Origin of the sequence: Pseudomonas sp. BF-B-30, assembly GCF_019956305.1 — a bacterium.
Classification (GTDB): Bacteria; Pseudomonadota; Gammaproteobacteria; order Pseudomonadales; family Pseudomonadaceae; genus Aquipseudomonas; species Aquipseudomonas jessenii.
In genome coordinates this window covers 84,653-109,912 of the sequence record NZ_JAHBDG010000003.1, presented here as the reverse complement: position 1 = coordinate 109,912, position 25,260 = coordinate 84,653, and the positions used below count along the sequence as shown (strand labels likewise).

The following is a 25,260-nucleotide window of genomic DNA, read 5'->3' as shown; positions in this document are numbered from 1 at the left end:
GAAAAAGGAGATAACAACATGTCTAACACTCTTCCTTTAAAGGTGGCCCTGGTCACCGGCGCCGGTAGCGGAATCGGCCGCGCCGTGGCCCTGGCTCTGATGGCCGACGGATTCACCCTGGTATTGGCCGGACGTCGGCCGGAGCCGTTGCAGGCCTTGGTCGAATTGGCACTCAGCGAAGGACACGAAGCGTTGGCGGTCCCCACTGATGTGCGCGACCCGGCCAGTGTCGATGCACTGTTTGCAACCATCACCGAGGTATACGGACGCCTCGACGTGGTGTTCAACAATGCCGGGGTCAACGCCCCTGCCGTGCCGCTCGATGAACTGACATTCGAGCAGTGGCGCAACGTGATCGACACCAACCTCAACGGCGTTTTCCTCTGCGCCCGTGGTGCCTTCGGACTGATGCGCCGGCAACAGCCACAGGGCGGACGCATCATCAATAACGGTTCGATCTCGGCGCATACCCCACGCCCCTTCAGCAGCGCCTACACCGCCAGTAAACACGCGGTGCTGGGACTGACCAAATCCCTGGCCCTGGACGGGCGCGAATTCAACATCGCCTGCAGCCAGATCGACATCGGCAACGCCCTGACCGAAATGTCGGTGCGCATGACTAAAGGCGTGCGCCAGGCCAACGGCACCATCGCCGTGGAGCCGATGGTGGACGTCAAGCATGTGGCCGATGCCGTGCGCTACATCACCGGTCTGCCGCTGGAGGCGAACGTCCTGAACATGACCGTCATGGCCAGCGCCATGCCGTTTGCCGGTCGCGGTTAAACCGGCCTTTTTTATTCCGTTACGCGAGGTTTTATATGAAGCCAGAAGTCTTGCAGCTCAGCCCGATCCTGATCCCTGAAATCAACGCTAGGCTCGATGAGCTGTTTACCGTCAGACGTTACTTCCAGCAGGCCGACAAGCAGGCTTATTTGCAGGAACACGGCGCGAACATTCGCGGTGTGATCACCGGCGGGCATACCGGTATCAGCCAGGCACTCATGGCGCAACTGCCCAAGCTGGAAGTGGTGGCGGTCAATGGCGTGGGCACTGATGCGGTGGATCTGGCATACGCCAGGGATCGCGGAATTCGCGTAACCGCGACCATCGGCGCGCTGACCGAAGATGTCGCGGACCTGGCCATCGGATTATTGATTGCCGTGTGCCGGAGTCTGTGCACCAGTGATCGTTATGTGCGTTCGGGCCAATGGCCCCATAGCCCGACACCGTTGGCCCCGTTGCCGTTGGCGCGCCAAGTGTCCGGCATGCGCATTGGCATCGTCGGCATGGGCCGGGTCGGTCGTGCCGTGGCGACCCGCGCCGCAGCGTTCGGTTGCCCGATCAGTTACACCGATTTGCAGCCGATGAGCGATGTAAACCACACCTTCATCGCCGACCTGAAGCAGCTTGCCAGCAACAGTGATGCGCTGATTCTCGCGGCCGCTGCCGACAAGGCTGAAGCCATCATCAATGCCGAGGTGCTGCAGGCGCTGGGCAAGGACGGGTATCTGATCAACGTGGCGCGCGGCAAGCTGGTCAACGAGGTCGATCTGGTGGCGGCGCTTGCCGCTGGTGAGATCGCGGGTGCGGCGCTGGATGTGTTTGTCGATGAACCGAACGTCCCCGAGACACTGTTTGCCAACGAAAAAGTGGTGCTGCAGCCCCATCGCGCGAGCGCGACGCTGCAGACCCGCACGCGGATGGGCGAGATGGTGGTGGCGAGCCTGGTGGACAGTTTCGCCGGGAGAATGCCGCAAGGGTCTGTGACTGATTGAACGCTAGCCGCCAAGGGGACGTTGCGTCCCCTTGGCGGCTCGGTGTCAGGTAAACAGATCGACGCCCAACTGGAAGGCGACCCACAGCGCGAGGCCTGTAGCAAAGAGCAGCGCGATGTTTTCAAACAGGTTGTTGCGATATTTCTTGTCCAGCAGCGACTTCTGGTTGGACATGATCAGCAGGCCCAGGGAAATGACCGGCAAGCCAATGATGTTCAACGCGCTGACACCAATGGTCAGGGTTACGAAATCCGGCATGCCTGGCAGCGACCAGATCAACGGCGTCACCAGGATAAAAAGCATGAACCATTTGTGCATCGGATCATGATGAAACTCTTTACCGTACTTTTCGCGACGTTCAGGACGAACGTGTTGGAAGGCATCGGTAATCAGCATCGGGAACGCGGTGGTCTTGCCTGAAATACTGGCAAACAGTGTCGCGAACACGCCAATGAAGAACACATACCAACCAATCGGGCCAAAGAAAATTTCCAGCGCCTTGCCAAGGTCGCCCAAGGTCTTCACCTCGATGCCGTTGGGCCGCAGAATTTCCGCGCCGACGATCCAGATGGCCAGGTTGATGACGATCCCGACGAACACTGCAAACAGCAAATCGTTACGTTGAACACGCTTGTGCTGCGGCCCTACCCAGCCCTTCTGGCGCATGACATACGGATGCACGAAGTTGGCAATGGAGCCTGCAACCGCGCCGATAACCGATACCGCCACCAGCAGCGCGCCATGCACGCCTTCATCCGGCGGGATACTGAAGCCGATGGTGCCTTTAACGATACCGGCGACATCGGGACCTGACATTACGGCCAAGGCAATAAAGGCCAGGGTCATGATCGCCAGCAGCATCTTCATCACGCCTTCGATCATCGAATAAATATTACGACCGACCAGCATCCACACAGCGAGTACCACCGCCAATGAACACAGCAGTGGCTGGTCGATTTTGAACAGCATCGCCAGCGACTCACCCGCCCCCTTGATCATGTAGGCGTTCATCAAGTGCCCCATCAGCAGGGCGTAGACGAGCATGAACCAGGCGAAAAAGGGATTCAGCTGCGCATAGCCTTGCAGGATGGTCATGCCTTGGTTATTGCACAACTGGAAGCGAGCGATGATGTTTACGATCAGGTATCTCAAGAGCAGAGAGACCGCCAGCACCCACATCATTGCGTAACCGTAATTGGCACCGGCCACGGACGACGTGATCAGATCACCTGCGCCCAGCCAGGACAGTACGGCGATGATTCCTGGGCCCAGCAGTTTGAGTATTCGGGAAAATCGATTTTGTGCGGGCGCCGCAGCCTGGCCTTCTACGGAAGGAATGCTCGTCATAGAGGGTATCTCCATTTATTTTTTTTGTGAGAACGAGCGCAGTCGAACACATTAGATACGACGTCGTACAACTAATCTTGAGCGAGTGTGTTTATAAATGTTTCAAGCTCGCGGGTCAGCGCCGGGCTGCGTGGACGGTATCTAACCAGGCTCGGCTCGTGCAAACACTGCGCCTGAGCCACGACGTGTCATTCCAACCTAAGAAAACAGCGATTGATGTCGTTTTAGGATAATCATAGGATGACTGACCACATAAACAAAATAAAGAATCACCCGCAAGTAAACCCCTTCTCTTGGCCGCTGCCGTTTCCACCCAATTCAAATCCGTCCCCACCAAGTGATCATCTGCTCGTTTTTTCACGGCAATGTAATTTTCGAAACCTTCGGATAACGGGCTTCCACGCAGCGCATCGGGGGAAGACAGAGACCAGAATGAAGCGCCTGACACCTGCTTCAATGGCTGCGGCCAAACCAAGTCGTCTTCTAAACAGGCTCATCGCGAACAAATCGTATCAAACCGGACAAGATGTAAGACGCATCCACCCAGAACCAGTCGTTTTGTAGGGGTAAAACGACCAAAAATAAAAAAGGGTCGCGAGATAAAATCTCGCAACCCTTTGAATTATATGGTCGGGACGGAGTAATTCGAACACTCGTCCCCTAGCACCCCATGCTGGGGGCTGTAGCAGCCTAACCTATTGTTTCTAAACGAATACAGTTACTTACAAGGGTGGCAAAACACCCGCTTTTTTGTGCTTATACAAACGGAAACACGCGGCCTCCAGAGGAGGTTTTGCGCAAGCCGACCCAACAAAAGCGCTTCCAGGCTTATTAGGCAGAAGCGGACACCACAATCGCACCACTCATACGGCCGGGAGAGAAATGTCACCTTCTCGAATTATGGACGAGTCGGTCAACGAAGAACTCCATATGCCCTCTGGGGGTAGCCAGCAAGGGCCAAGCGTCGACCATTAAAGCGATTTCCTGAAATGCTTGGGCGCACTTGGAGCGCGGAAAGTGTTCGTAGACTGCTCGCTGCTTCTGCACTGCCCTACGCGCACATTCATCGTACGGAACCGCTCCCACATACCGCAGGGTTACGTCGAGGAAGCGATCGGTGACTTTGGCCAATTTAGCGAACAGCGCGCGACCTTCCGTCGGGCTCTGCACCATATTGACCAGCACCCGGAAACGGTCCATTCCGTAATCACGATTAAGCAGTTTGATCAGTGCGTAGGCATCGGTGATCGAGGTCGGTTCGTCGCAGACCACCAGCAAGACTTCGTGGGCCGCCCGGACGAGACTGACCACCGACGCGCCGATGCCCGCAGCTGTGTCTATCACCAGCACATCGAGACTGTCGCCGATTTCACTGAAGGCCTGGATCAGGCCTGCGTGCTGAGTCGGAGACAAATGCACCATGCTCTGGATGCCTGAAGCCGCAGGGACGATTCGTATCCCGCCCGGACCGCGCAAAAGTACATCGGATAGCTCACAGCGACCTTCGATTAAATCGGCAAGCGTGTACTGCGGGGAAAGCCCCAACAGGACATCGATATTCGCCAAGCCAAGATCGCCATCAAGCAATACGACTCGCCTTCCAAGTTTCGCCAGCGCCAATGAAAGATTCACAGCCACAGTCGTCTTGCCGACGCCGCCCTTTCCGCCGGTCACGGCGATAACTTGTACAGAACGCACACCATCCATGTTATTGATTCCCTTCCATGTGCAACGCGTGCGAGTAGTCGCTCACTATTCCTAGATACGCGATGGTAACTGAAATGTGCAGACACATGGCCACTAGCTATATCACAGGATCACCAGAAACGCTGTAACCCACGACATGGCAATCACGCGAACCAGTACTGCCACTGCTGCGATGCGCTCATCCGCCGAGTAATCGCCTATGCCGAATTCAGACCTGCTCCCTTCCCTGCTATTCAAGATCAACGAAAACCAGCTCGCCCTCGAAGCCGCCATCTTGGAGCATTCGAACTGGGTCGAGCAGCGCGGCCGATGTCGCCGACAACGTGCGCGGCGCCCTGGAAGCCATCGACAAAAATGAAGAGCTCATCAAGATGACGCTCGCGCTGATGATGGCGCCGGAGTGACTGCTTTCGGCTGTGGATTCAACCGGTCGATGCAACACAAATAAATTCTGTGTAAGCAGAAGGAGTGTTGCAGATGAAGCAGAGACCTCGGTTCCCGACTGGGAGCGCGGCGCCTACAAAGTTGCCATTATCATTTGTCGTCCATCTTTGTTGACGATTGTGGCCGGCGCTCAGTGCTCTCTTCGGCGTTGGGCGCTTCTGGAAAACTCCCTGGCGTGAACACATGGGTCTGCAAGTCGCTGGCATCGACTTCGGCGACACCATGAACCGAACGGGCCAGACCAATGGCCTGTTCACACTGTCTATGAGTGTTGACGCGGCCGCTTAACCCCACTATGCCCGCATGGGTTTTGACATTGATATGCAGGCTAAGGGTCGGATCGGAAAATGCCAGGGCCGACTTCACCTTGGCGGTAATCCATGCATCGTGAACGGCCATTTCCAGACCATGAGAATAATGCTGGAAGGAGTGAATTTTCATGGCTGAACCCTCTCTCGCGTAATCAGATGTACTGTCCATCCCATTTGCTGTGCTGCCCTCTGCCTGTCAGGTGAACGCTATGGATTCCTGATTCGTTTTGGAGCGCTCGCCACACAAACATTGACAGACATTAATTATAGTACGGCCGTTGCCTGCGGTCAGAGCGCTGTCCCCGTGGACGTCCGTCTTGGTCGCTCTGTGCCAGGCGCAACACCTACAGAGCACTCCAAACGGTCCTTATTGCGATCAGCGCTGATCAACCCATAGCTGCCAATCTCGACCGACAGAAAACGGTCGGTTCTGTTGAAAAAGTCGGTTCGCCCATACAGCCTGGTCACTTTCTGGCTCACACAAGGGGTAATCGCCTCCTCGCATCATTCTGAGTGTCCGCAATGGGTTGTGGATTCAACCGGTCGATGCAACACAACTAAATTCTGTGTAAGCAGAAGGAGTGTTGCAGATAAAGCAAAGACCTCGGATCTATTACACCGAAAGCCAGAAAAAGCTGATGTGGGATCACGGGCAAAAAGGCGACGAATGACTCTAATTGCGCCCCCCAAATAAGACAGATAGAAATTTTTCGTACTAGGCTTCACGAGCGCGTTGAACGGTAAGAGGGATTCGATCCAATCGTTACACCGTTCCCTTGAACCGTCCAGGCTAAAAGTTGGGGGGATTACTGACGAAGTTCCTTGTTGTATTGCTCTCGATACTTGAGCGGCCGCAACAAGGATCGGAACTTGAGAAAGGAAATCCACATGAATAGGCTCTCGCACCGCACTAGATTGTACCTAGCATGTTCCCTCCTGATGGCAATTAACCTTACCCAGGCAGCGCAGACAGAAAAACCAAACATCCTTTTTATCGTATCCGACGATACCGGCTACGGTGACCTGGGCCCCTATGGCGGCGGTGTGGGTCGCGGCATGCCGACGCCGAGCATCGACGAACTGGCGGCGCAAGGCACAACCTTCTTCTCGTTCTATGCGCAACCCAGTTGCACGCCGGGTCGGGCGGCCATGCAAACCGGGCGCATTCCCAACCGAAGCGGCATGACCACCGTGGCCTTCCAGGGCCAGGGCGGTGGCTTGCCGGCAGCGGAATGGACCTTGGCCTCCGTGCTGAAAACCGGTGGCTACGACACCTACTTCACCGGCAAGTGGCACCTGGGCGAAGCCGATTATGCAATGCCCAACGCCCAGGGTTACGACGTCATGAAATACGTCGGTCTTTATCATCTCAACGCCTACACCTACGCAGATCCCGAATGGTTCCCGGACATGGACCCGGAGACTCGCGCCATGTTCGTCAAGGTGACCAAGGGCGCATTGTCCGGCAAGGCCGGTGAAAAACCGGTCGAGGAGTTCAAGATCAATGGCGAGTATGTTGATACGCCGGTCATTGATGGAAAACCCGGCGTGGTTGGGATTCCCTACTTTGACGGTTATGTCGAGAAAGCCGCAATGGAGTTCCTCGACACCGCCGCCAAATCTGACAAGCCGTTCTTCATCAACGTCAACTTCATGAAGGTGCACCAGCCGAACTTGCCAGCACCGGAGTTCGTGCACAAATCGATCTCCAAATCCAAGTACGCCGACTCGGTGGTGGAACTCGACACCCGCATTGGCCGCATCATGGACAAGTTGAAAGCGCTGGGAATGGATAAAAACACCCTGGTGGTTTACACCACCGATAACGGCGCCTGGCAGGACGTTTATCCGGACGCCGGCTACACGCCCTTCCGCGGCACCAAAGGCACGGTACGTGAAGGTGGCAACCGGGTGCCGGCGATCATGGTTTGGCCGGGCAAAATCAAACCCGCGGTGAAAAACCACGACATCATCGGTGGACTGGACCTGATGGCGACGTTTGCCGCGGTGGCCGGCATCAAACTGCCAGAGAAAGACCGCGAAGGTCAGCCGATCATGTTCGACAGTTACGACATGTCCCCGGTGTTGCTTGGCACCGGCCCATCTCCACGCAAGGAATGGTTCTACTTCACGGAGAACGAACTGTCCCCTGGTGCTGCCCGTGTCGGCAACTTCAAGGCCGTGTTCAACCTGCGCGGCGATAACGGCGCCCAGACCGGTGGCTTGGCGGTCGATTCCAACCTGGGCTGGAAAGGTGAGAGTAAGTACGTGGCGACCGTGCCGCAGGTCTTCGACCTGTTGCAGGATCCGCAGGAACGCTACGACATTTTCATGAGCAACTTCACCGAACGCACCTGGTCGATGGTTCCCATCAGCATCGCGATCAACAACCTGATGAAAACCTACGCCAAGTACCCTCCACGCAAAATGCAAAGCATGACCTACGACGGCCCGGTGGAAATTTCCAAGTACCAGAAATTCCAGTCGGTGCGCGAAGACCTGCAGAAGGAAGGTGTGAACATTCCAATACCTAACTAGCGGTTGGGCGGCAGCCTCATTTGCGGCTGCCGCTTCCCCACTTCCCATAGACAGAATATTCACTCTGACAATTGGCACCTTGCGAGCGTCCGTTAAGGGTCGGTTGCTGCCCTTGGTAACAGGCAGAAATCGGCCAATAGCGGACGCTCCTCCTAACGGCCGGCATAGCCCATAAGTGGACGTATCATTGAAGGTCAGTCTCAGGAATTAAGCACTGTCTCCAGATGCTGGAGGAAAACTCTTACTCTGTGTGGCACATGCTGGCGAGTAGGCAATATTGCGGTGATGAAGAGTTGCTCCGGGGTTACATCTTCCAATTCGACCAGACGAAGGGTCCCAGCATCTAGATCATCACGGACGTCCCAGTACGTGAGCATCGCTACCCCTAAACCTTGCCTGCATGCAGTGCGGACTGCCTCGACACTGTTGGCCGAAAAAACGCCCTCCGCCCGCATGGCGACCGCTTCACCGCCACGCATGAACGGCCAATAAGGCATGCCATGTAGAGCGATGCGACGATGGCTCAACAATGCGTCCATCGTAGTAGGTACTCCATGACGTTCCAGATAATTCGGACTGGCACACAGCACTCTTCGGTTCGGGGCGAGGGGGCGCGCAATTAAAGCCGAGTCTCGCAGAGTCGCAATGCGAATTGCGACATCAATCCCAAGACCGACGATATCCACGATGCTGTCCGACAGCGTCAGATCAAACCGCAACGCCGGGTGTTCGGCTAAAAGCGCGGGAATCAGCGGCATGATCACTGACTGGCCGAATACGGTGGGGGCAGTCACCTTCAAAACACCGCTGGCAGTACCAGCATATGATTTCAGACTGACCCTCGCTCCCTCGCTGGCTTCCAACAGCGTCGTTGCAAAGGGAAGAAATGTTTCGCCCTCGGCTGTCAACGACACGGAGCGCGTTGTTCGATGAAACAGCCGAACTCCTAACTCTCCCTCCAGCGATGCCAGTCTGCGAGACACTGTCATGGGTGTCAGACCCAGTCGTCGGGCGGCGGCTGAAAGGCTGCCGCTCTCGGCAATGGCGCTGAACACTTCCACATCCGGGATCTGCATCATTATATCCATCTTTGATAAAGCGGCTTATCGTTGTTGCTGGCTTCTCAACGCGTCAGGCCAAGTTTACTGTCCTCTACATCGATTATTAAAGCGTTTCGGATAAATGAGGACTGATCACATGAATGGCTACAACCAGCAGATTTTAACTCCCTATGATATTGGCAACCGCAGATTGAGGAATCGTCTTGCCGTAGCGCCGATGACGCGTGTCAGTGCCACCGAGGCGGGCTTAGCCACCGCCGAGATTGCGCGTTACTACGAGCGATTTGCCAAAGGGGGATTTGGTCTGGTCATTACCGAAGGACTGTACACCGACCAGAAGTATGCTCAGGGCTACCCCTTCCAACCAGGGATCAGTGATGTCGAACAGGCCCAGGCATGGCACGGCGTGACAGATCTTGTTCGCGCCCACAATGGCGCGGTATTCGCTCAACTCATGCATGCTGGAGCGCTGAATCAGGGCAACCGTTTTGAAACTGCTACCGCTGCACCCTCGACTGTCCGCCCGAAAGGAACGCAGATGAAGTTCTATTACGGTGAGGGGCAATATCCGCTGCCCCGAGCGATGAGTGATGAGGACATCGCCGATGCCATCGCGGGATTCGCACAAGCGGCTGTGCTGGCCACGCGTGTCGCTGGGTTCGACGGCGTTGAAATCCATGGGGCGAACGGCTACCTGCTTGACCAATTCCTGACTGACTACACCAATCAACGAGACGATCGCTGGGGCGGAAATGTACAGGCACGGCTTGGACTGACACTGGAAGTCATCAAGGCAGTCAGGGCCGCTATCGGCACGCTTGCGCCTGTCGGTGTGCGCATCTCACAGAGCAAGGTGAACGACTATGAACACAAGTGGGTGGAAGGTGAAGCTGCCGCCGAGGTCATTTTCAGCTCGCTCAAGGACGCTGGAGTGGACTTTATCCATGTGACGGAGTTTGAGGCATGGAAACCGGCATTCATCGAAGGAAATGCAAGTCTGGTTGAGCTGGCGCGCCGCTATGCGCCCCAGGTTGCGATCATCGCCAATGGTGGTCTGGATGTACCGCACCGTGCTGAGCAGGTGTTGCAAGACGGCGCCGATATGATCGCGTTGGGCAAAGCGGCTCTAGCCAATCCGGATCTTCCCCGTCGCCTGGCAACTCACACGGCCCTTGCCGAGTTTGACGCCTCGATCCTGGGGCCGATTGCGAACATCAAGGACAGTGAATTGGCATTGGCATGACACCAGATGAAAAACGGTCGAGCGGACGTCATGGCTGTCCGCTTGTGCCTAAAGTCATCCAACGAAAGACGGCTATGGGTTGATCTCGGTCCTTCGTGACAGGCAGCAATCGGCCGACACTCTGTAAAAACGTTTTCGGTCAGTAATAGCGGGCTGAGTCGTGTCAAATAACGCGTTCCCACGCCAATTTCAGGTCTTCCGACTGACCGCAACACCGGCTGATTTCACGTAGCAACGCAGAATTCAAAATGGCACCTGCGTTTTTACACAGCCTGGGCCAGAAACAGCCGCTCGAAAGCCGCTTGCGAACATCAAGTCGGAGCTTCGGACGATATGTTTGTGCTTTGATCATGAGCCAATACATAACCTTGCGCTGTCAGTGTGGCAGTCAGGTACCGTAATGCTCGACGGAAGACCGGATGACAGTCGGCAAACGGCAAATCATCGAGCGGAGCCCAAAAAAAGCTGAAGGTGTGACCATGGTCATCGAGCGTGCGATGAGTCCATTGCTCCGGCAAAAGTGCCTGCGTGTAACACAGTTGAAATGACCATATCTGGTCGAGATGCGCGGCGTCCCAGCAGCCCATATCGCTGACAACCGAGGCAGCTTCTATGCCTGATTCTTCGCTTAATTCACGCAGAGCGGTCTGAGCCGGAGTTTCACCTGTCTCGATTGTCCCTTTGACCAGTTGTACGCCTGCTATTGGATGGCGGAACAGAAGGATGTGTGTGCCAGGAATACTGGAGAGGATGACCGGGCAAGCCTTGTTCGGTGACATGACGATTTCCTTATCGGCAATGAAGCACACATCTTACGGCCTTATCCGTTACGCGAGCGGCCAGATATTCAGATGTCCGCTTGGGGTCGATCCAAGTCATAAAGCCGCCAATCATCCGCCCCGTGAAAGGCTTCATCGGAAACCTTTTCTGATAGCGCTGAAGGGCGCACGTGTCAGTAAGACACGTGCACGGGCTTTCCCTTGTGGTTCTAACATGACGTCCGGACGACCAGCGTCATATTTGTCGAAGATCAGCGCCATGGGCCGGCAGTGCCCAGGGCAGGATGCATTCCTGGAATTCACAAGTTCGGTATGTGCTGCGGGCAAGATGAGGGCTTAGTTAACCATCACCTCGTCCAGTGCCTGCTCGAGGGTGCTGACTGTGCGCTCGATATTGTGCAGCTTTTCGAGTCCGAACAGACCGATGCGGAAGGTTTGGAAGTCGGCCGGCTCGTCGCATTGCAGCGGCACTCCGGCGGCGATCTGCAGGCCGTGGTCGGCAAATTTCTTGCCGCTCTTGATGTCGGCATCATCGGTGTAGCTCACCACTACGCCAGGGGCCTGAAAGCCGGCTGCGGCCACGCTTTTGATGCCTTTGCCGGTCAACATTGCGCGCACCCGATCGCCCAGAGCCTGTTGTTCGCCGCGGATCTTGTCGAAACCGTAGGCTTGCGTCTCTTTCATCACTTCGTTGAATCGCGCGAGGGAATCGCTGGGCATGGTCGCATGGTAGGCATGTCCGCCCTGTTCGTAGGCCTGCATGATCTGAAGCCACTTTTTCAGGTCGCAGGCGAAACTGCTGCTATGCGTCTGTTCGATGCGCTCGAGGGCCAAAGAACTGAGCATCACCAGGGCGCAGCAAGGGGAGGCGCTCCAGCCTTTCTGCGGTGCGCTTATCAGCAGGTCGACTGCGCATTTGTGCATATCAACCCAAAGCGTGCCTGAGGCAATGCAGTCCAACACGAACAGGCCACCCACCGCATGCACGGCGTCGCCGATGGCCCGCAAGTAGTCGTCGGGCAGGATAATCCCTGATGAGGTTTCAACATGGGGGGCGAAGACAATCTGCGGCTTCTGCGCCTGAATGGCTGCCAGCACTTCGTCCAGAGGGGGTGGGGCGTAGGCAGCCTGACGACCAGTCTCGACCGGTCGGGCTTTCAGCACCGTGGTGGCCGCCGGGATGTTCCCCATCTCAAGGATCTGGCTCCAGCGATAACTGAACCAGCCGTTGCGTATCACCAGGCATTGCTGGCCGGTGGCAAACTGTCGTGCCACCGCTTCCATGCCGAATGTGCCGCTGCCCGGGACCACCGCTACAGCCTGAGCGTTGTAGACCTGTTTCAGGGTGCTGGAAATGTTCTTCATCACGCCTTGAAATGACTGCGACATATGGTTGAGCGAGCGGTCGGTGTAGACCACCGAGTACTCGACCAGCCCCTCAGGATCGATACTGGGATATAGCTTGGACATGGGTGACTCCTTTGGCAGAGATGTCAGTGGTATCGACCCTGCCCTAAGCTTTGGTAAATGACAAGATTGCTTGGGATTGAATTGCGACTTCTGTCGAGCGGCTGGCATCATCAGGTCGATTACTGGACGTAACAATGCTCGCAGGTTGCTGCTGAGTTGTGGGAGGGAGGGCATTAAAGGTTCCTACCTCCTTACGTTCGGTCGATAACGACCAGTTACGAGGGGCAGCAGCCGACCCAAAACGGACAATCTATTAGCAAATGTGTGAATGCGATCAAGCAGATGGTCGGCTATGAAGGTGTGTTGATAGAGTAGCCGTTATGCTTTGGGGCGGCCTATGGAGTCGATGTTTAATGTAAAACAAGAATGGCTAGGTGTATCTCATGAGTGAATATGGGTGGGCGCTCATTACAGCGTTTGTGTTGGTCGTAGGCATGTTCAGGATTGTCACTCGACGCACCGGTAAGCAATTAACTGCTGTGCAATCGATACTGCCAATTCCAATTTCGTTTTTTCTGGCAGCAGTTTTCGTTTCGATATGGCGTGCTGTTTGATCACGACTGGTGGATTGCAGCCCTTCTCGATAGGCAGTGCTGGCCTAATTCCGTGCAGAATTACACCGCGATTCTAAAGGGGTAAGGCAAAGTACGCAGAGCCAATGAAACCGGGCACTTCCTTACTTCGGAAATGCCCGATTTACGCCCTAATTACACGGTCAGTGGTACAAGATTGATTCCCTCCTACGGCGTCCTGCTGACCGAACCCTTCATCCATCCCTCACGATTGACAACTGCTAGGCTGCGCCCCCTCCCTCAGTTCAGATTGAGACTCGCGCCGCTCGTTTTCGCAGATCGATTACAACTGCGATACCAGCCAACAAAATTGCAAGGGTGTATGCAAGAAGACCTAAGTTCACCCCCAGAATCATTTTCTCTGAGCCATCTGTGAGGATCATCGATCCACCGTAAGACTCTCGAAGCCAGTAAGCCATCAAGAACCCGCCAGTAATAAACAATGTAAGAAGACTGGAGAGGCGGAGGTTACCCTTGAGCCACACAAGCCAAAGGCTAAATGCACCAATTGCAGTATTGGTGAACAACTGCCAGACCTCATGTAGCCGAGCGTGGGGCTCCCAAGCCTGGTTAAAAACATGGGTATCATTGAGCTCTAACACCGGTACAACGACGGCGTAGAAGACAATCCCAATAGTCACGAGTAGCTTCGGTATCATTTGAAACCTCCCTGTTATTGTTAGAGCGGGCTGGCCAGTCATCCAACGTGGATGAATGCACAGTAACGTGAACTGCCCTTCCGTAGTAGCCTCCTGCCTTCACGCAACGGATACCCCCAGTCCTTTGCCTGCAAACCCAAGGACTGGGATTGCGCCAATTTCGGCGCGGTTATGACCTTGAGGTCAATGTGTCAGAAGCAGGTAACCAAGCAATGCAAGACCCGTTCAAAATGGGTGTTTTAACGTCGCTTCTACGTCGCAGCGTTCCGTGCAAGTATTGGGCTTTGGGGAAACTCGCCCCCCTACCCCGCCTCATCCGCTTCCTGTTCGTCAGGCCAGCATTTTGCCTCGGGCTTCCTTCAGATTCGCAGTCACCCGCGACACCCTTGCCTCTGGCTAACACTTCCCCTTGCCGGGTGTGTAGAGGACTTTCACCTCCAAGTCACCAGCGTGACCACCACAGCCGAGCTGGTTGCGCTTGCGCGCAACGCACCCTGCCTGGCGCACGCATAAAAAACCCCGGCGGCTGCCAGGGCTTGATTCAAAGCATGTAGACCCGTGCAGATGGACGGGCCCTTTGGGTTACTTGCGTTTAGATTTTGCTGTGTCAGTCCTCTTGATCTATCTGATCAAGAAAATCAACGTCATCATCCTCTTCGTCAAAAATTGCTTGAGCGTCTTCTTCGACCCATGACTCGTCATCATGGAATTCATGATCGAGCAGATGGTCGTGCTCAGGCTCGGGAATATCTCGTTCTTCGCTCATGACTTACCGAAACAAAAATTGAAAGAACGGATTGTATATGCAGATCCTTTCCCTCAGTCAACGATCACGAAACAACGACGCGCTCACCCTTGAGCAGGCAGCAGACGCAAAAGCAGCGCCTTGGTCCCGCCAGTTGGTTTGCCGTTATTTGATGCCCGCCCGCTCGAACGCCAGTGGTTCAAGAGCCTTCATCTGTACCAGGGTCAGCGGTGAGAAGTTGCGATCAAGCTGCAGCTCGGAGAACCGTTCGATGCTCAGGTCACCTTCGCGGAAAAGCTTGGCGCGAACCCGATCAAGCAAATCACCGCCACAATGGCCTTTACGATTTCCATTGCCGGCTTATTCGCTTCGTCCTGAGCCGCCTTTCTTCGCTCGTATGCCATCTTCCCAGCCATAACCCTACGCGGATTTTTGAGTTCGTCAGGTTTGCTTGAACGCCCCATTACTGCTCCTTCGGCCGGCCCCAGTGCAGGTTATCCGTAAAACACCATCCGAAATCAAATTGCCACCATGCTGCATCCGGTCACGGAGGGCGGCGCCTACCCGAGGCAACAGCTATGCCAATCGCAGCAGATACCGCCGAGTTCCTTGAAGAACTGAACGGCGGTGCATTCGCCAATGCTGACACTCGGCACCTTCGATCCAAAATGAAAAACAGGTAACCCGTCCGATACAGCGGGTTACCCCTTCAACCGGATGGCTCACCTATATTTGTTGCATCCGGCCGCGGAGGACTACTCCATCTTGATTGATGGTCGGTCGGCGCAACTCTGGATCGTTTTCATTGAGGCACCGAAACTGCAACTCGGCATTGGCATCGCGACCGTAACCAGAATCCCTGGACGCATCTTTTACCGGCATCAGCTGCTTGCCTTTGCTCTCACAGAAAGCATTGGCCTCTTGATATAGCTCAGCCTTTACGCCTCCTCCGCCAAAGGTCGTGAAGCTCCCATCCTTCGCGATCATGTAGGTGTCTCGCCCCATCGGCACAACACCTGGTCCTGAACAACCGGTTATGAACAGGGCAATAGTTGAAACCAGTAACAGGCGCATTTGCGCGCTCCATGCGTGAGTGATGGCGAATCATATGGCTATCACCTTGCCACTTCACCATTTTTCATACTGCCGCATCCGGTCACGGAGAACGGCGCCTGACAGGAGATAGCCATGAGGACATTTGCCGTATTCGGAATGAATGAGCACTTCGCCCGCGAAGAGGCGAAACGCAAGGTTCGGGACTTCAAGATCGATAAAGGCAAGCGGATCGAACTGTCCATGAGCCAGTGGCTCCAGGCTGTCGAAGATCGCGTAGTCAAGATCATGGATGGCAAGCGAGTCGCCCAGCTCAGCAGCATGTTCGATGCCCCCCAGTACGCCGCCGATAACACCGAGCGTATTCGCAAGCCGGGACCGTGCCGAGACGTAGTCATCAGGGCGAAGGTCAAGCTGCCGCAGAACGATGCAAAACGGAAGTCGGCGACCAGGCTTTCGTGGATGGACTGCTCACTCGAATCGACAGCGGCAGCCTGATCCGCCCTCACCTATTGCACTGAACGCATCGGCAGACGGGCAGTTGTCACGATTTAAAATCTTGGTAGGTCGCTGATCATTCTGCCTGGATTAGCACGTTCTTCGGTTACGGTCACCTCGCCACTTGGCAAGTGACATTCCAGAAGCTTTCCACCTGACACCGTCCCGATGCCCGCTTCGAATGTCATCTCAACAACGTCCCCATCGCGAATAGCCGCAATGATGTCTTCCATCGAAGCTATGTGTGGTTTTTCAAGAAATCTTCCTCTGCTGACGCTGGGGTCAATCTTTGCCCACATGAAGAGCTCTATTTCAGCGGCATCGTTGATTCGAACGGCTGAAACCACATAATGCGCCATAGACTCACCTTGAAGAATCTACCTTCTCGATCTGTTCAAACCTCAGCATAACTCCTCACCTATTGAGCTACGAGCTCAGCCATTGCCTCGGTCGTACCAGTTGTTAGCCAACGCTACGGGGATCGTTACCGTCTTCGCCTTATTGAGTTTTTGACAAGCTGCAGAAGCTTTTTCTATCTCATTACCAAAGTAAGCCAACCAATCGCCGCTCGCCTGTTGATCTAGCTGGCACAGGTAGGTTCCCACCTCGCCCTCAGTCAAGCCTGAAACCTCTGCAATCAACTTATTGCTTGGTTTTTTGACCATTTTTCCTCCTTGATCCAGCGATATGCCGGGTCATCAACCAATAGCCCACTTCAACGAATCACGCCAGCCGGCGAGGCGGCGTCCACCTGGAAAACAATCATGACCATCACCGCGCCGGTCATACGCTCCCACGGAGCGAAACCATCTCAGAGCAGAAATCGCGAAGCATTTCTTCCAGCATCAGGTGACATTTCAAGATGAGTGTTATGTCATCCATCTGCAACGAAAAGTGCTTTTCGAATCGTTTGTCGTGTTTCCTGCTGGACTCTACATTGACCATACAGCCCCCTATCAGACGGCATTTCTTCAATGGGTTTTTCGCCAGTTTTGCGCAGGCACAAAAAAGCCGATCTAGCTGATCGGCTTAAGTGTCTGATTTTACTCAGGAATAATGGTCGGGACGGAGTGATTCGAACACTCGACCCCTAGCACCCCATCTCCTTTTGCATACTTCTTGAAAGGCTCCAAAATTTTACTCTGGATTTTTCTAAGCTAGTATTTACTTGAGCTCCAGCGGTGTTCTGCTCTACGAGAGTCCAGTAACGTCCATCAAGAGCCGACGTTTTTGTGGGGGTAAAAGTAGGGGGAGTCCATTTCATGGCCAAAATTACCATCAAAGAACTCGAGTCGCTGACCGCCGATGATGCCGGCCGAATCCTCAGGGAGGATGGCAATCTCGCCGGCCGAATCTCAGTCCGTAAGGACGGTGTGTCGGTCAGCTTTTTCTATCGCTATCGCTGGGGCGATCAGAACAAAGAGTACGCCTGCGGGTCCTGGCCGCGCAAATCCCTGACGGACATCCGCAAGGCCCGCAACCAGGCCCGTGCGCTCATCGATGAGCAGATCAATCCCAACGAGCAAAAGAAAACCGCCAAGGCACAGGCATATGCCGCTGCTAACGTAGAGGCTGAACAAGTAAAAACGACGAAGGTGCAAACGCTGACCGTTCAGGATCTGGCCCAGGCCTGGCTATTGGATGGCGTGGCGCGCAAAGATGGCAATGCTGAATTGCAGCGCCGTTTTAACAAAGACCTTTTTCCGGCACTCGGCAAGACCGCGGTGAGCAGCGTCTCCGAACACGATGTTCGGGCGCTGATCCGCACCGTGGTCAACCGCGGCGCTCACCGGCAAGCCATCAGTTTCTTCGCCGACCTCAATCAGATGTTCAGCTGGGCCAGAAAGCGTCAGCCCTGGCGAGCCTTATTGATCGAGGGCGATCCGACTGAGCTGGTCGACATCTCCCCTCTGATCCCAGCCGACTACGAGGCAGAAAGAAGCCGCACCCTTTCACCGGCTGAGCTGTTGGAACTGCACAACCGCTTCCAGCAAATGACGGCCGATTACAACGCCCTGCCCGCCGGGCAAAAATACGACGGCATACGGCCGCTAAAGAAAGAAACCCAACTCGCACTCTGGATCAGCCTGGGCACGCTGTGCCGGATTGGCGAGTTGCTACAGGCCGAATGGAAAAATGTTGATCTGGACCGGCAGACCTGGTTCCTCCCCAGTGAAAACGTCAAAGGCACCCGCGGCAAGAAACAAGACCACCATGTCTTCCTCTCGCCCTTCGCCCTACATTTCTTTCAGGAACTCAAGACCCTTACGGGAGACTCTCAGTGGTGCTTTCCGAACAAGCAGAATGTTGGGCATGTGGACGTAAAAGTGGTGAGCAAACAAGTCGGCGATCGCCAGGCCCGCTTCAAAAACCGCAAGGCCCTCTCACGACGGCGTCACGACGACACGCTGGTGCTTGCCGACGGCCAGAACGGCGACTGGACGCCGCATGACCTGCGCCGCACCGGCGCGACCATGATGCAGGCTTTGGGGGTCAGCCTGGACGTCATCGACCGCTGCCAAAACCATGTGCTGGCCGGCTCCCGGGTGAGGCGTCATTACCTGCATCACGACTATGCCGAAGAGAAGAGGCGCGCCTGGAATCTGTTGGGCGACCGACTGAGTGCCGTGCTGTCCTCGACCTACGAGCATTCTCCGGCCGAATCGATGATGTCTTTTCCTGCGTATACCGCGACTGGATCCCTACCGCCTTCTTAAGTCGCCGTCTTTAGTGTGGAGTCCTCATAGTTGCCTAAACATCGCCAAGCACGTTCTTCAGCTTGATTTCGGCTTCATCACCGGCAGAGATCGGCCAAAAGCTGCCCTTCATGAACGGCAGCAATGGCCAAAAGGGGGCAATCGTTTACGGTGAAACGTTGCTCCAGACGGGTATAACACTCTATTCGATAACCCGCCCGATCAGATCGTTGCCTTGGCTGATGTGCCGTGAAGATATTGCCTCGCAATAGCTTTCATCTGCTCGGAGGACATGGCTGCGCCATGTCCTCCGTGAATGCACTGCACCTCCAGATCGATCAAACGTTGCATCGTCTGACGGTAAAGAGTTTGGTTCGAGCAGGGCAGGTTATCGACCAAACCACCGATATAAATGACGTCACCACTGAAAAGCACACCTGCCGATTCGTCGAACAGGCCAATCGAACCACGAGAGTGACCGGGTAAATGAAGTACCCGTAGCTGTTTGTCTCCCAGATCGATGATGTCACCCTCCTCCACGGTCTGAGTCAATGGAGCCGGCCTGATGCAGTAGTTCTCCGGCGACCAGTTCAGGCACGGTGATTGCTCCACTGCGCCCGGCAAGCTGCGAAACACATGAGCCAAGGTGTCCTGATCAACCATGCAGGCAAAGTCTTCCGCCTCAGCCGGATGCCCAAGTCGTGTTTCGAACTCATGGAAACCGCCAACATGGTCAGCATGAATATGGGTCGCCACCGCAACAAGCCGCTTACCTTCTTCCAGATCCAGGGCCGGTCGTAACGGAACCAACCCCATGCCGAAATCAATCACCAGATCGGCATCGCGCCCTCGCACGTGAAAGAGGTTAGCGGCAAAGTAGCGGTGCACATGAGGCTCGCTCAAGCGCGTAATGCCATTGCCCAGATCCTGCCTTTCGTACCATTCATCCCTCATGGGGCACCTCAATGCAGAAGCTGGCCAAGAAAGCGCTGGGTTCGTTCGTGGCTTGGCTGGGTAAATATTTGATCAGGCGAACCGCACTCGACAATTTGACCTGCGTCCATGAAGACAACCTTGTCAGCCACCTTGCGAGCAAAGCCCATTTCGTGGGTAACACAGACCATGGTCATCCCTTCTTCCGCCAGTTGAACCATGGTGTCGAGCACCTCTTTGATCATCTCCGGGTCCAACGCCGAGGTCGGTTCATCGAACAGCATCACCCGGGGGGTCATGCACAAGGCTCGTGCAATGGCGACTCGCTGCTGTTGGCCACCCGAGAGTTTGGCCGGATAACAGTGGGCTTTGTCCGGGATGCGTACCCGCTCCAGGTAATGCATGGCCAGTTCCTCTGCTTCTCGACGAGGCATCTTGCGTACCCAGCGTGGCGCCAAGGTGCAGTTCTCAAGAATGGTGAGGTTGGGAAATAGATTGAAGTGCTGAAACACCATGCCCACTTCGCTACGCACCCGATCGATGCGTTTGAGCTGGCCGGTAAGCTCCACACCGTCGACGACGATGCGTCCTTCCTGGTGTTCCTCCAGGCGATTGATGCAGCGAATCAGGCTGGACTTGCCAGAACCGGAGGGCCCGCAAATGACTACCCGTTCGCCCTGCTGGACATCCAGATCAACATTTTTCAGTACCTGGAACGCCCCGTACCATTTGCCAAGCCCCCGAATTTCCACCGCAGTTGGCTGAGTTTTGGCAAGCTCGACTGGCGTATCAATGGACAGTTTCATGGTGTCTCCTGTTTTGCCGAACAACCGCCCTTAGCGGTAGCCATTGGAAAGAACGCGCTCGACGCGCATCTGCATGCCCGTCAATACCGAGACCAGCAACATGTAGTAAACCAGCGCCGCGCTGTACCACTCCAGGAACTGAAAGCTCGTGGCAATCGCAAACTGGGTGGTGGTCATCAATTCATTCAAAGAGATGATGGTCGCCAGAGAAGTAGCCTTGAGCAGTGAGATGAACTCGTTAACCAAAGCGGGTAGCGCAATACGTAAGGCTTGCGGCAACACCACCAGCACGAACACTTGCCATCGATGCAGGCCCAATGCCGCTGCGCCTTCGCGCTGGCCGATGCTCACCGCAGCAAATGCACTGCGAAATATCTCGGTCAGATAGGCGATCTGTATCAGCGTCAGAGCAATGAATGCCGCCAGAAAAGGCGTGAACCAGCCGCCACGAAAACTGGGGAACAGTTGCGGTAGCCCATTCCAGATAAACAGCAAGACCAACAACGCCGGAGCACCACGGAACAACCACACATAACTGGCCATCGACCAGCGCACGCCGCGCCGCGACGAAGTTGCACAGGAGCCGGTGAACAGCGAAACGCCCATCGACAACGCCATCACGCCAACCGACAACACAAGGGTCAGCAGCGCCCCTTTAGCCAGCGGCCAGCCGAATACGGCGTCCAGGAATAACGAAGAATCAAACACCATGACGCTCACCCTTACTGCTGAGCCAATTGGACGTCTGTCGACTGGGTTGGCAGATTCCACTTGGCGAGCAGCGTTTTCAGTTCACCACTTTGCTGCAAGGCGCCCAGCGCATTGTTGAGTTGTTGCACGTCGGCAGTGTTCTTGCGCAGGTAAAGTCCAAACAGGTCAGCGTCGGGATAGGTATAGGTAATCTGTAGTTGTCCAGGTACCTGGGTACTGCGATAAGCCGCCGTTGTATCCTGGGTGATCGTCGCTGTTGCTCGCCCTACGAGAACCTGCTGGATGACTGCCGAAGCCGACGGGTACGTCTGCATGCTGATGGGCTTACGACCGCTTTCTACCAGCTGTTTATTGAGAGCCTTCACCGCGTCCTCGTAGGTGGTGCCCGCCTCGATGGCGATCACCTTGCCGCTCAGATCTTCCGGTTTGCGGGTTTGCTCATCCCGTGCCGACGTCACCATGACCTTGGACGACTTGAAATATCCAACACCGTCGTAGCGCTTCAAGCGTTCGCTGGTAAGGGTCATGCCGCTGGCAACGACATCACAACGTTCTGAGTCGAGAGACGGCAACAAACCTTTGAAATCGCCCACAACCAACTGGAGTTTTACGCCCCAGTGTTTGGCCAGCGCAGCCATGACATCCACCTCAAAACCAACCATCTGGGTGTCGCCGGGCTTGGCGTAGAACTCCATCGGTGGAAACTCGCCGGCCGTACAGACTTTTAATGTGTCGCCCTGAGCGAACGAAGGTTTCGTGCTGCTCAGATCAGCTGCAACGGCCAAGCTGCTGGCCATACCCAAACCCAGAAAAATTGCGGCTACTTGGTTCATGACATTTCTCTTGTTGTTTTGGTGGTTTAGAGGAGGAATGCGGTAACGCAGGGCAATGGTGCTGGCGACAAAGAGGGCAAACAAGCTAAACTTTTTATAGAGTTATTATTTAGAAAAACTGAAATATAGGCACAGCAATGGCGCTCCCACCTCTCCATAGTTTTCGGGTATTCGAATGTGTCGCACGACTGGGCAATATTGCCGCGGCTGCGGTGGAGTTACATGTCACCACGGGCGCAATCAGTCAGCAGCTTCGGGTTCTGCAAAGTGGGCTGGGCAAGGAGTTATTCGAGAAGCAAGGTCGACGACTCGTCCTGACCGACAATGGCCGTCTCTTGCAACATCGGGTAGCCAACGCGATTTGCGAAATCCAGGATGGGGTGCGACAGCTGTCCAGTGAACATCAGGGAGAACGGCAGAAAATCGAACTGACGCTTTCTATCCCCAGCGTGCATGGCGTAACTTGGCTTGCCACGCGGCTGTTCGCGTTCATGGATGACAATCCGCACATCAAGTTGAATGTCATCACCGCAAGTTACTTCAATACAGTCGATTGGCGACGCGCCGATCTGGCAGTGATTTACGGCGTCCCTCCCTGGCCTGGCTTCTGGTGGCGATTACTGCACGGGATCCGCATGACACCGGTATGTAGCCCCCAACTATTGCGCGGCCCCAAGGCCATTCGAAGCGTGTCCGACCTGGCTCATTATCGTTTGCTTCATGAAGACGATGGCGCGCAGTGGCGCCGCTGGCTGTCCGAGGCCCGATTTGGGCAATCGAGTGACTCGGATATTTACTTCGATGATTTCGGCATGGTTCTGCAAGCTGCTCGCGATGGGTACGGCGTGGCACTCAGCGATGAGGTTGTGTCCGCCCGCGATCTCGATGAAGGCCGACTGGTACAGCCTCTCGCCCTTGCCGTGCCGGCTTTGCAGAACTATTACTGCGTGTGCAGCGAAGGTAATCGCGATCGTGAGGAAGTGAGCAATTTCATCGAGTGGTTGATTGCGCAATCGCGACTACCTGTTACACCCCAGGTGTAAATAGCTTTTCGTAGGGAGCCGGCTCATACGACAGCGTGACGGCTTCGGCGTGGCGCTGAGCGATGAAGTCGTCTCCGCCCGCGATCTCGATGAAGAACGATTAGTGCGTCCGCTGCCGATCTCGGTGCCTGCGCTGCACAATTACTATGTTGCCTGTTCCGAAGGGACTCGAGAACGCCCGAAAATCCGGGCGTTCATCGACTGGTTACTCTCTAGGTCCGGGCAGCCCGATCAGTAACCGTAGACACGACCATCAGTGAACTGGATGTTGGTGAGAATGCTGATGTCCTTCTCCACCTTGTAAAGCTCGGAACTCTTGATCAGTTCCGGATCACTGAAGGCTTCACCCTTGGCGCGCCCGGCCTGGATCAGGACCATCTTGTCGCGGATCGCCTGCACATCGGCGTATGTCATGGCTGGCACCTTGGTTGGGTCCTCGTCAGCGTGAGCGCCATAGATGGCGGTATGCTCATTGATCACCTTCAGCGTGGCGTCGAGAGAAGCGACGTAATCCTTCAGGTTCCCCGCCAGCAGCCAGGACGGATAGACGTGGTCCCCGGCCAGCAGGATATTGTGCGTCTCATCAAAGAGCGCCACTTCGTCCTGCGTGTGACCAGGCACGCTGATCAGGCGCACCTTGAGGCCGCCAAGGTCGATAAACTCGTCAGGCTTTATCAGCCGCGCCACCTTGAAGGGCGGAACGACCATATGATCGATGTTGCCCAGGTAAACCGGCTCCGGAACACGGTAGAAGCCATCCTTCCCCCTGAACTGACGGGTGAATGGCGTATCCACCAAGTAGATGCTCTGAAAATTGTGCAGGCCGCTAAGGTGATCGAAGTGCAGGTGTGAAGGCAGCATCGAGAGCGGCTTGTCCGTGATCTTGCGCGCCACCGAAGTGATGTCTTCTTTCTGATTTGCGCCCGAATCAAACATCAGCGCCTGATCCGTCCCCGCCAACAAGTACGAATAGTTTTTCTGGTAGTAGTTGGGCTCGCCGATGGCGTAGAGGAAGTTCGTTAACTTGTGCACCACAAAGGCCGGGCTTTGCGCCTTGGAGGCTTCTTGTGCCTGAGTGGTGAATGGAGCAGAGAGGATGGTGAAGGAAACCAGGGTCAGGATTTTTACGAGCTTGCGCATGTAATGCGAACCTTTTCTCTTATTGTCAAAGGATGGCAGAGCTTTGTCTGCCGTGCCTATCTCACTGGCTGTCGGTTCGCATATCAATGGATGATTTTTAAAGTAGGACACTTCAGTTCAACTTAAGCGTGCTGCAAATAGTCAACAACCTATTAGCTCCCTGAAAGTAAAAGTCGAAAATCCAGGCTTTCCATTCGACTGATAGCTACCGAGTCTCCATCTCCAAACCATCCATCATATGAATAATGCATGTGCAAACATGTGATTTCCATAATCCCTGTGGATTGGAGAGTATTTGCCCATCGAAACCAGCCATCTCCAAAGGGGAATGCCATGTTCAGTAAGGCAGTAGCTCTCGCATCTATCCCAGTGGGTACGGCATTGCTGGCAGGCGCAGTCCTGCCCTTCCAGGCAGCCAGTAACGCCGCCGTTGGCCGAGCGCTAGGGCACCCGCTTTGGGGGGCCTTAACTTCGCTATTCGTCAGTGCCGTTGTAGTCGTGATTGCACTGTTAGTCCTGCGGGTATCCGCACCTGACTTCGGCAAGGCTTTGCAGGGGTCTTGGTGGCTATGGATCGGCGGCATTTTGGGTGCCGTGTATGTAGGCAGCGCAACGGCCATCACTCCCCAGCTAGGGGCTAGCGGATTTCTATTGCTCGTCGTAGCGGGACAAATTTTAGCTTCCGTTCTGGTTGACCATTTCGGGCTAATGGGACTCGCCAACAAACCGATCACTTTCACTCGACTGGCAGGGGTCGTGCTCATCTTCGGTGGTGTGTTGCTGGTTCAGGGCATCGGCACTCCAGAGGTTGAGAACAGCGCTACCCAAATCAGCAAGTAACCCGCCTTACCCGTTTTATGCAAACCCGCAACGCAACCGCAACTTTCTGACTCACG

25 protein-coding genes and 2 pseudogenes are annotated in these 25,260 nt (G+C 55.2%); 10 read left to right on the top strand and 17 right to left on the bottom strand.

The window, feature by feature from the left end:
- Window positions 1-18 precede the first annotated feature (18 nt).
- Window positions 19-783, top strand: coding sequence for an SDR family oxidoreductase (locus tag KGB29_RS02085; RefSeq protein ID WP_150812738.1), 765 nt, complete (start codon window positions 19-21; stop codon window positions 781-783).
- A gap of 35 nt (window positions 784-818) precedes the next feature.
- Window positions 819-1,775 (top strand): 2-hydroxyacid dehydrogenase, encoded by a 957-nt coding sequence (locus KGB29_RS02080; RefSeq protein ID WP_150812737.1) that lies wholly within the window; start codon window positions 819-821, stop codon window positions 1,773-1,775.
- A 45-nt stretch (window positions 1,776-1,820) separates the two neighbouring features.
- Here KGB29_RS02080 and KGB29_RS02075 read toward each other — a convergent pair whose 3' ends face one another.
- Both KGB29_RS02075 and KGB29_RS02070 read right to left on the bottom strand, forming a co-directional pair.
- Window positions 1,821-3,122, bottom strand: coding sequence for an Nramp family divalent metal transporter (locus KGB29_RS02075; protein ID WP_150812736.1), 1,302 nt, complete (start codon window positions 3,120-3,122; stop codon window positions 1,821-1,823).
- 885 nt (window positions 3,123-4,007) lie between these two features.
- A complete protein-coding gene (locus KGB29_RS02070) occupies window positions 4,008-4,829 on the bottom strand; it encodes a MinD/ParA family protein (protein ID WP_150812735.1) in 822 nt (273 codons plus the stop codon).
- A gap of 199 nt (window positions 4,830-5,028) precedes the next feature.
- On the opposite strand from KGB29_RS02070, the pseudogene KGB29_RS02065 reads away from it, so the two are divergent.
- A pseudogene (locus KGB29_RS02065) lies at window positions 5,029-5,233 on the top strand (hypothetical protein).
- Between the two features lie 130 nt (window positions 5,234-5,363).
- Here the strand turns inward: KGB29_RS02065 and KGB29_RS02060 are convergent.
- A complete protein-coding gene (locus KGB29_RS02060) occupies window positions 5,364-5,714 on the bottom strand; it encodes a BON domain-containing protein (RefSeq protein ID WP_150812540.1) in 351 nt (116 codons plus the stop codon).
- 758 nt (window positions 5,715-6,472) lie between these two features.
- Here KGB29_RS02060 and KGB29_RS02055 point away from each other — a divergent pair.
- A complete protein-coding gene (locus KGB29_RS02055) occupies window positions 6,473-8,122 on the top strand; it encodes an arylsulfatase (RefSeq protein ID WP_150812539.1) in 1,650 nt (549 codons plus the stop codon).
- Between the two features lie 200 nt (window positions 8,123-8,322).
- On the opposite strand, the gene KGB29_RS02050 is transcribed toward KGB29_RS02055, so the two are convergent.
- Window positions 8,323-9,198 (bottom strand): LysR family transcriptional regulator, encoded by an 876-nt coding sequence (locus KGB29_RS02050; RefSeq protein ID WP_150812551.1) that lies wholly within the window; start codon window positions 9,196-9,198, stop codon window positions 8,323-8,325.
- 121 nt (window positions 9,199-9,319) lie between these two features.
- Between KGB29_RS02050 and KGB29_RS02045 the strand changes: the two genes are divergently transcribed.
- Window positions 9,320-10,426: a tRNA-dihydrouridine synthase gene (locus KGB29_RS02045; protein ID WP_150812538.1), complete on the top strand. Its 1,107-nt coding sequence runs from the start codon at window positions 9,320-9,322 to the stop codon at window positions 10,424-10,426.
- Window positions 10,427-10,737: 311 nt separating this feature from the next.
- Here KGB29_RS02045 and KGB29_RS02040 read toward each other — a convergent pair whose 3' ends face one another.
- From KGB29_RS02040 to KGB29_RS02015, 6 genes and pseudogenes are all read right to left on the bottom strand, one after another.
- Window positions 10,738-11,205 carry an NUDIX hydrolase gene (locus KGB29_RS02040; RefSeq protein WP_150812537.1) on the bottom strand — a complete coding sequence of 156 codons (468 nt, stop codon included), beginning with the start codon at window positions 11,203-11,205 and terminating at the stop codon, window positions 10,738-10,740.
- Window positions 11,206-11,541: 336 nt separating this feature from the next.
- Entirely contained in the window at window positions 11,542-12,675 is a 1,134-nt protein-coding gene (locus KGB29_RS02035) for an aminotransferase class V-fold PLP-dependent enzyme (protein ID WP_150812536.1), read from the bottom strand.
- Between the two features lie 817 nt (window positions 12,676-13,492).
- Window positions 13,493-13,906: a hypothetical protein gene (locus KGB29_RS02030; protein WP_150812535.1), complete on the bottom strand. Its 414-nt coding sequence runs from the start codon at window positions 13,904-13,906 to the stop codon at window positions 13,493-13,495.
- 607 nt (window positions 13,907-14,513) lie between these two features.
- On the bottom strand, window positions 14,514-14,672 hold the full coding sequence (locus tag KGB29_RS02025) for a hypothetical protein (protein WP_174245509.1): 159 nt from the start codon (window positions 14,670-14,672) through the stop codon (window positions 14,514-14,516).
- Window positions 14,673-14,816: 144 nt separating this feature from the next.
- Window positions 14,817-14,960 (bottom strand): annotated as a pseudogene (locus KGB29_RS02020) (phage head morphogenesis protein); the annotation flags it as partial.
- 417 nt (window positions 14,961-15,377) lie between these two features.
- Window positions 15,378-15,725 carry a hypothetical protein gene (locus KGB29_RS02015; protein ID WP_150812534.1) on the bottom strand — a complete coding sequence of 116 codons (348 nt, stop codon included), beginning with the start codon at window positions 15,723-15,725 and terminating at the stop codon, window positions 15,378-15,380.
- Between the two features lie 114 nt (window positions 15,726-15,839).
- Here KGB29_RS02015 and KGB29_RS02010 point away from each other — a divergent pair, with 114 nt between their 5' ends.
- Entirely contained in the window at window positions 15,840-16,202 is a 363-nt protein-coding gene (locus tag KGB29_RS02010) for a hypothetical protein (protein ID WP_150812533.1), read from the top strand.
- A 53-nt stretch (window positions 16,203-16,255) separates the two neighbouring features.
- Here the strand turns inward: KGB29_RS02010 and KGB29_RS02005 are convergent, their stop codons facing one another.
- Together KGB29_RS02005 and KGB29_RS02000 are read right to left on the bottom strand one after the other, a co-directional pair.
- The gene (locus tag KGB29_RS02005) at window positions 16,256-16,561 is read right to left on the bottom strand and encodes a hypothetical protein (protein ID WP_150812532.1); all 306 of its coding nucleotides are present in this window, start codon (window positions 16,559-16,561) and stop codon (window positions 16,256-16,258) included.
- A gap of 75 nt (window positions 16,562-16,636) precedes the next feature.
- Window positions 16,637-16,867, bottom strand: a complete 231-nt coding sequence (locus tag KGB29_RS02000) for a hypothetical protein (RefSeq protein ID WP_150812531.1) — start codon at window positions 16,865-16,867, stop codon at window positions 16,637-16,639.
- Between the two features lie 597 nt (window positions 16,868-17,464).
- Between KGB29_RS02000 and KGB29_RS01995 the strand changes: the two genes are divergently transcribed.
- Window positions 17,465-18,919, top strand: coding sequence for a tyrosine-type recombinase/integrase (locus KGB29_RS01995; RefSeq protein ID WP_223616243.1), 1,455 nt, complete (start codon window positions 17,465-17,467; stop codon window positions 18,917-18,919).
- A 201-nt stretch (window positions 18,920-19,120) separates the two neighbouring features.
- Here KGB29_RS01995 and KGB29_RS01990 read toward each other — a convergent pair whose 3' ends face one another.
- The 4 genes from KGB29_RS01990 to KGB29_RS01975 are packed head-to-tail and all read right to left on the bottom strand — an operon-like array spanning window position 19,121 to window position 22,181.
- The gene (locus KGB29_RS01990) at window positions 19,121-19,852 is read right to left on the bottom strand and encodes an MBL fold metallo-hydrolase (RefSeq protein ID WP_223616242.1); all 732 of its coding nucleotides are present in this window, start codon (window positions 19,850-19,852) and stop codon (window positions 19,121-19,123) included.
- 8 nt (window positions 19,853-19,860) lie between these two features.
- Window positions 19,861-20,637 carry an amino acid ABC transporter ATP-binding protein gene (locus KGB29_RS01985; RefSeq protein WP_223616241.1) on the bottom strand — a complete coding sequence of 259 codons (777 nt, stop codon included), beginning with the start codon at window positions 20,635-20,637 and terminating at the stop codon, window positions 19,861-19,863.
- A 30-nt stretch (window positions 20,638-20,667) separates the two neighbouring features.
- Entirely contained in the window at window positions 20,668-21,348 is a 681-nt protein-coding gene (locus tag KGB29_RS01980; protein WP_223616240.1) for an amino acid ABC transporter permease, read from the bottom strand.
- 11 nt (window positions 21,349-21,359) lie between these two features.
- On the bottom strand, window positions 21,360-22,181 hold the full coding sequence (locus tag KGB29_RS01975) for an ABC transporter substrate-binding protein (protein WP_223616239.1): 822 nt from the start codon (window positions 22,179-22,181) through the stop codon (window positions 21,360-21,362).
- A 137-nt stretch (window positions 22,182-22,318) separates the two neighbouring features.
- On the opposite strand from KGB29_RS01975, the gene KGB29_RS01970 reads away from it, so the two are divergent.
- Entirely contained in the window at window positions 22,319-23,224 is a 906-nt protein-coding gene (locus KGB29_RS01970) for a LysR substrate-binding domain-containing protein (RefSeq protein WP_223616238.1), read from the top strand.
- A gap of 49 nt (window positions 23,225-23,273) precedes the next feature.
- A complete protein-coding gene (locus KGB29_RS01965) occupies window positions 23,274-23,462 on the top strand; it encodes a LysR substrate-binding domain-containing protein (protein WP_223616237.1) in 189 nt (62 codons plus the stop codon).
- On the opposite strand, the gene KGB29_RS01960 is transcribed toward KGB29_RS01965, so the two are convergent.
- Window positions 23,456-24,364 carry an MBL fold metallo-hydrolase gene (locus KGB29_RS01960; RefSeq protein ID WP_223616236.1) on the bottom strand — a complete coding sequence of 303 codons (909 nt, stop codon included), beginning with the start codon at window positions 24,362-24,364 and terminating at the stop codon, window positions 23,456-23,458. The genes KGB29_RS01965 and KGB29_RS01960 overlap by 7 nt on opposite strands.
- Window positions 24,365-24,697: 333 nt before the next feature.
- Between KGB29_RS01960 and KGB29_RS01955 the strand changes: the two genes are divergently transcribed.
- Window positions 24,698-25,204: a DMT family transporter gene (locus KGB29_RS01955; protein WP_223616235.1), complete on the top strand. Its 507-nt coding sequence runs from the start codon at window positions 24,698-24,700 to the stop codon at window positions 25,202-25,204.
- Window positions 25,205-25,260: the final 56 nt, after the last annotated feature.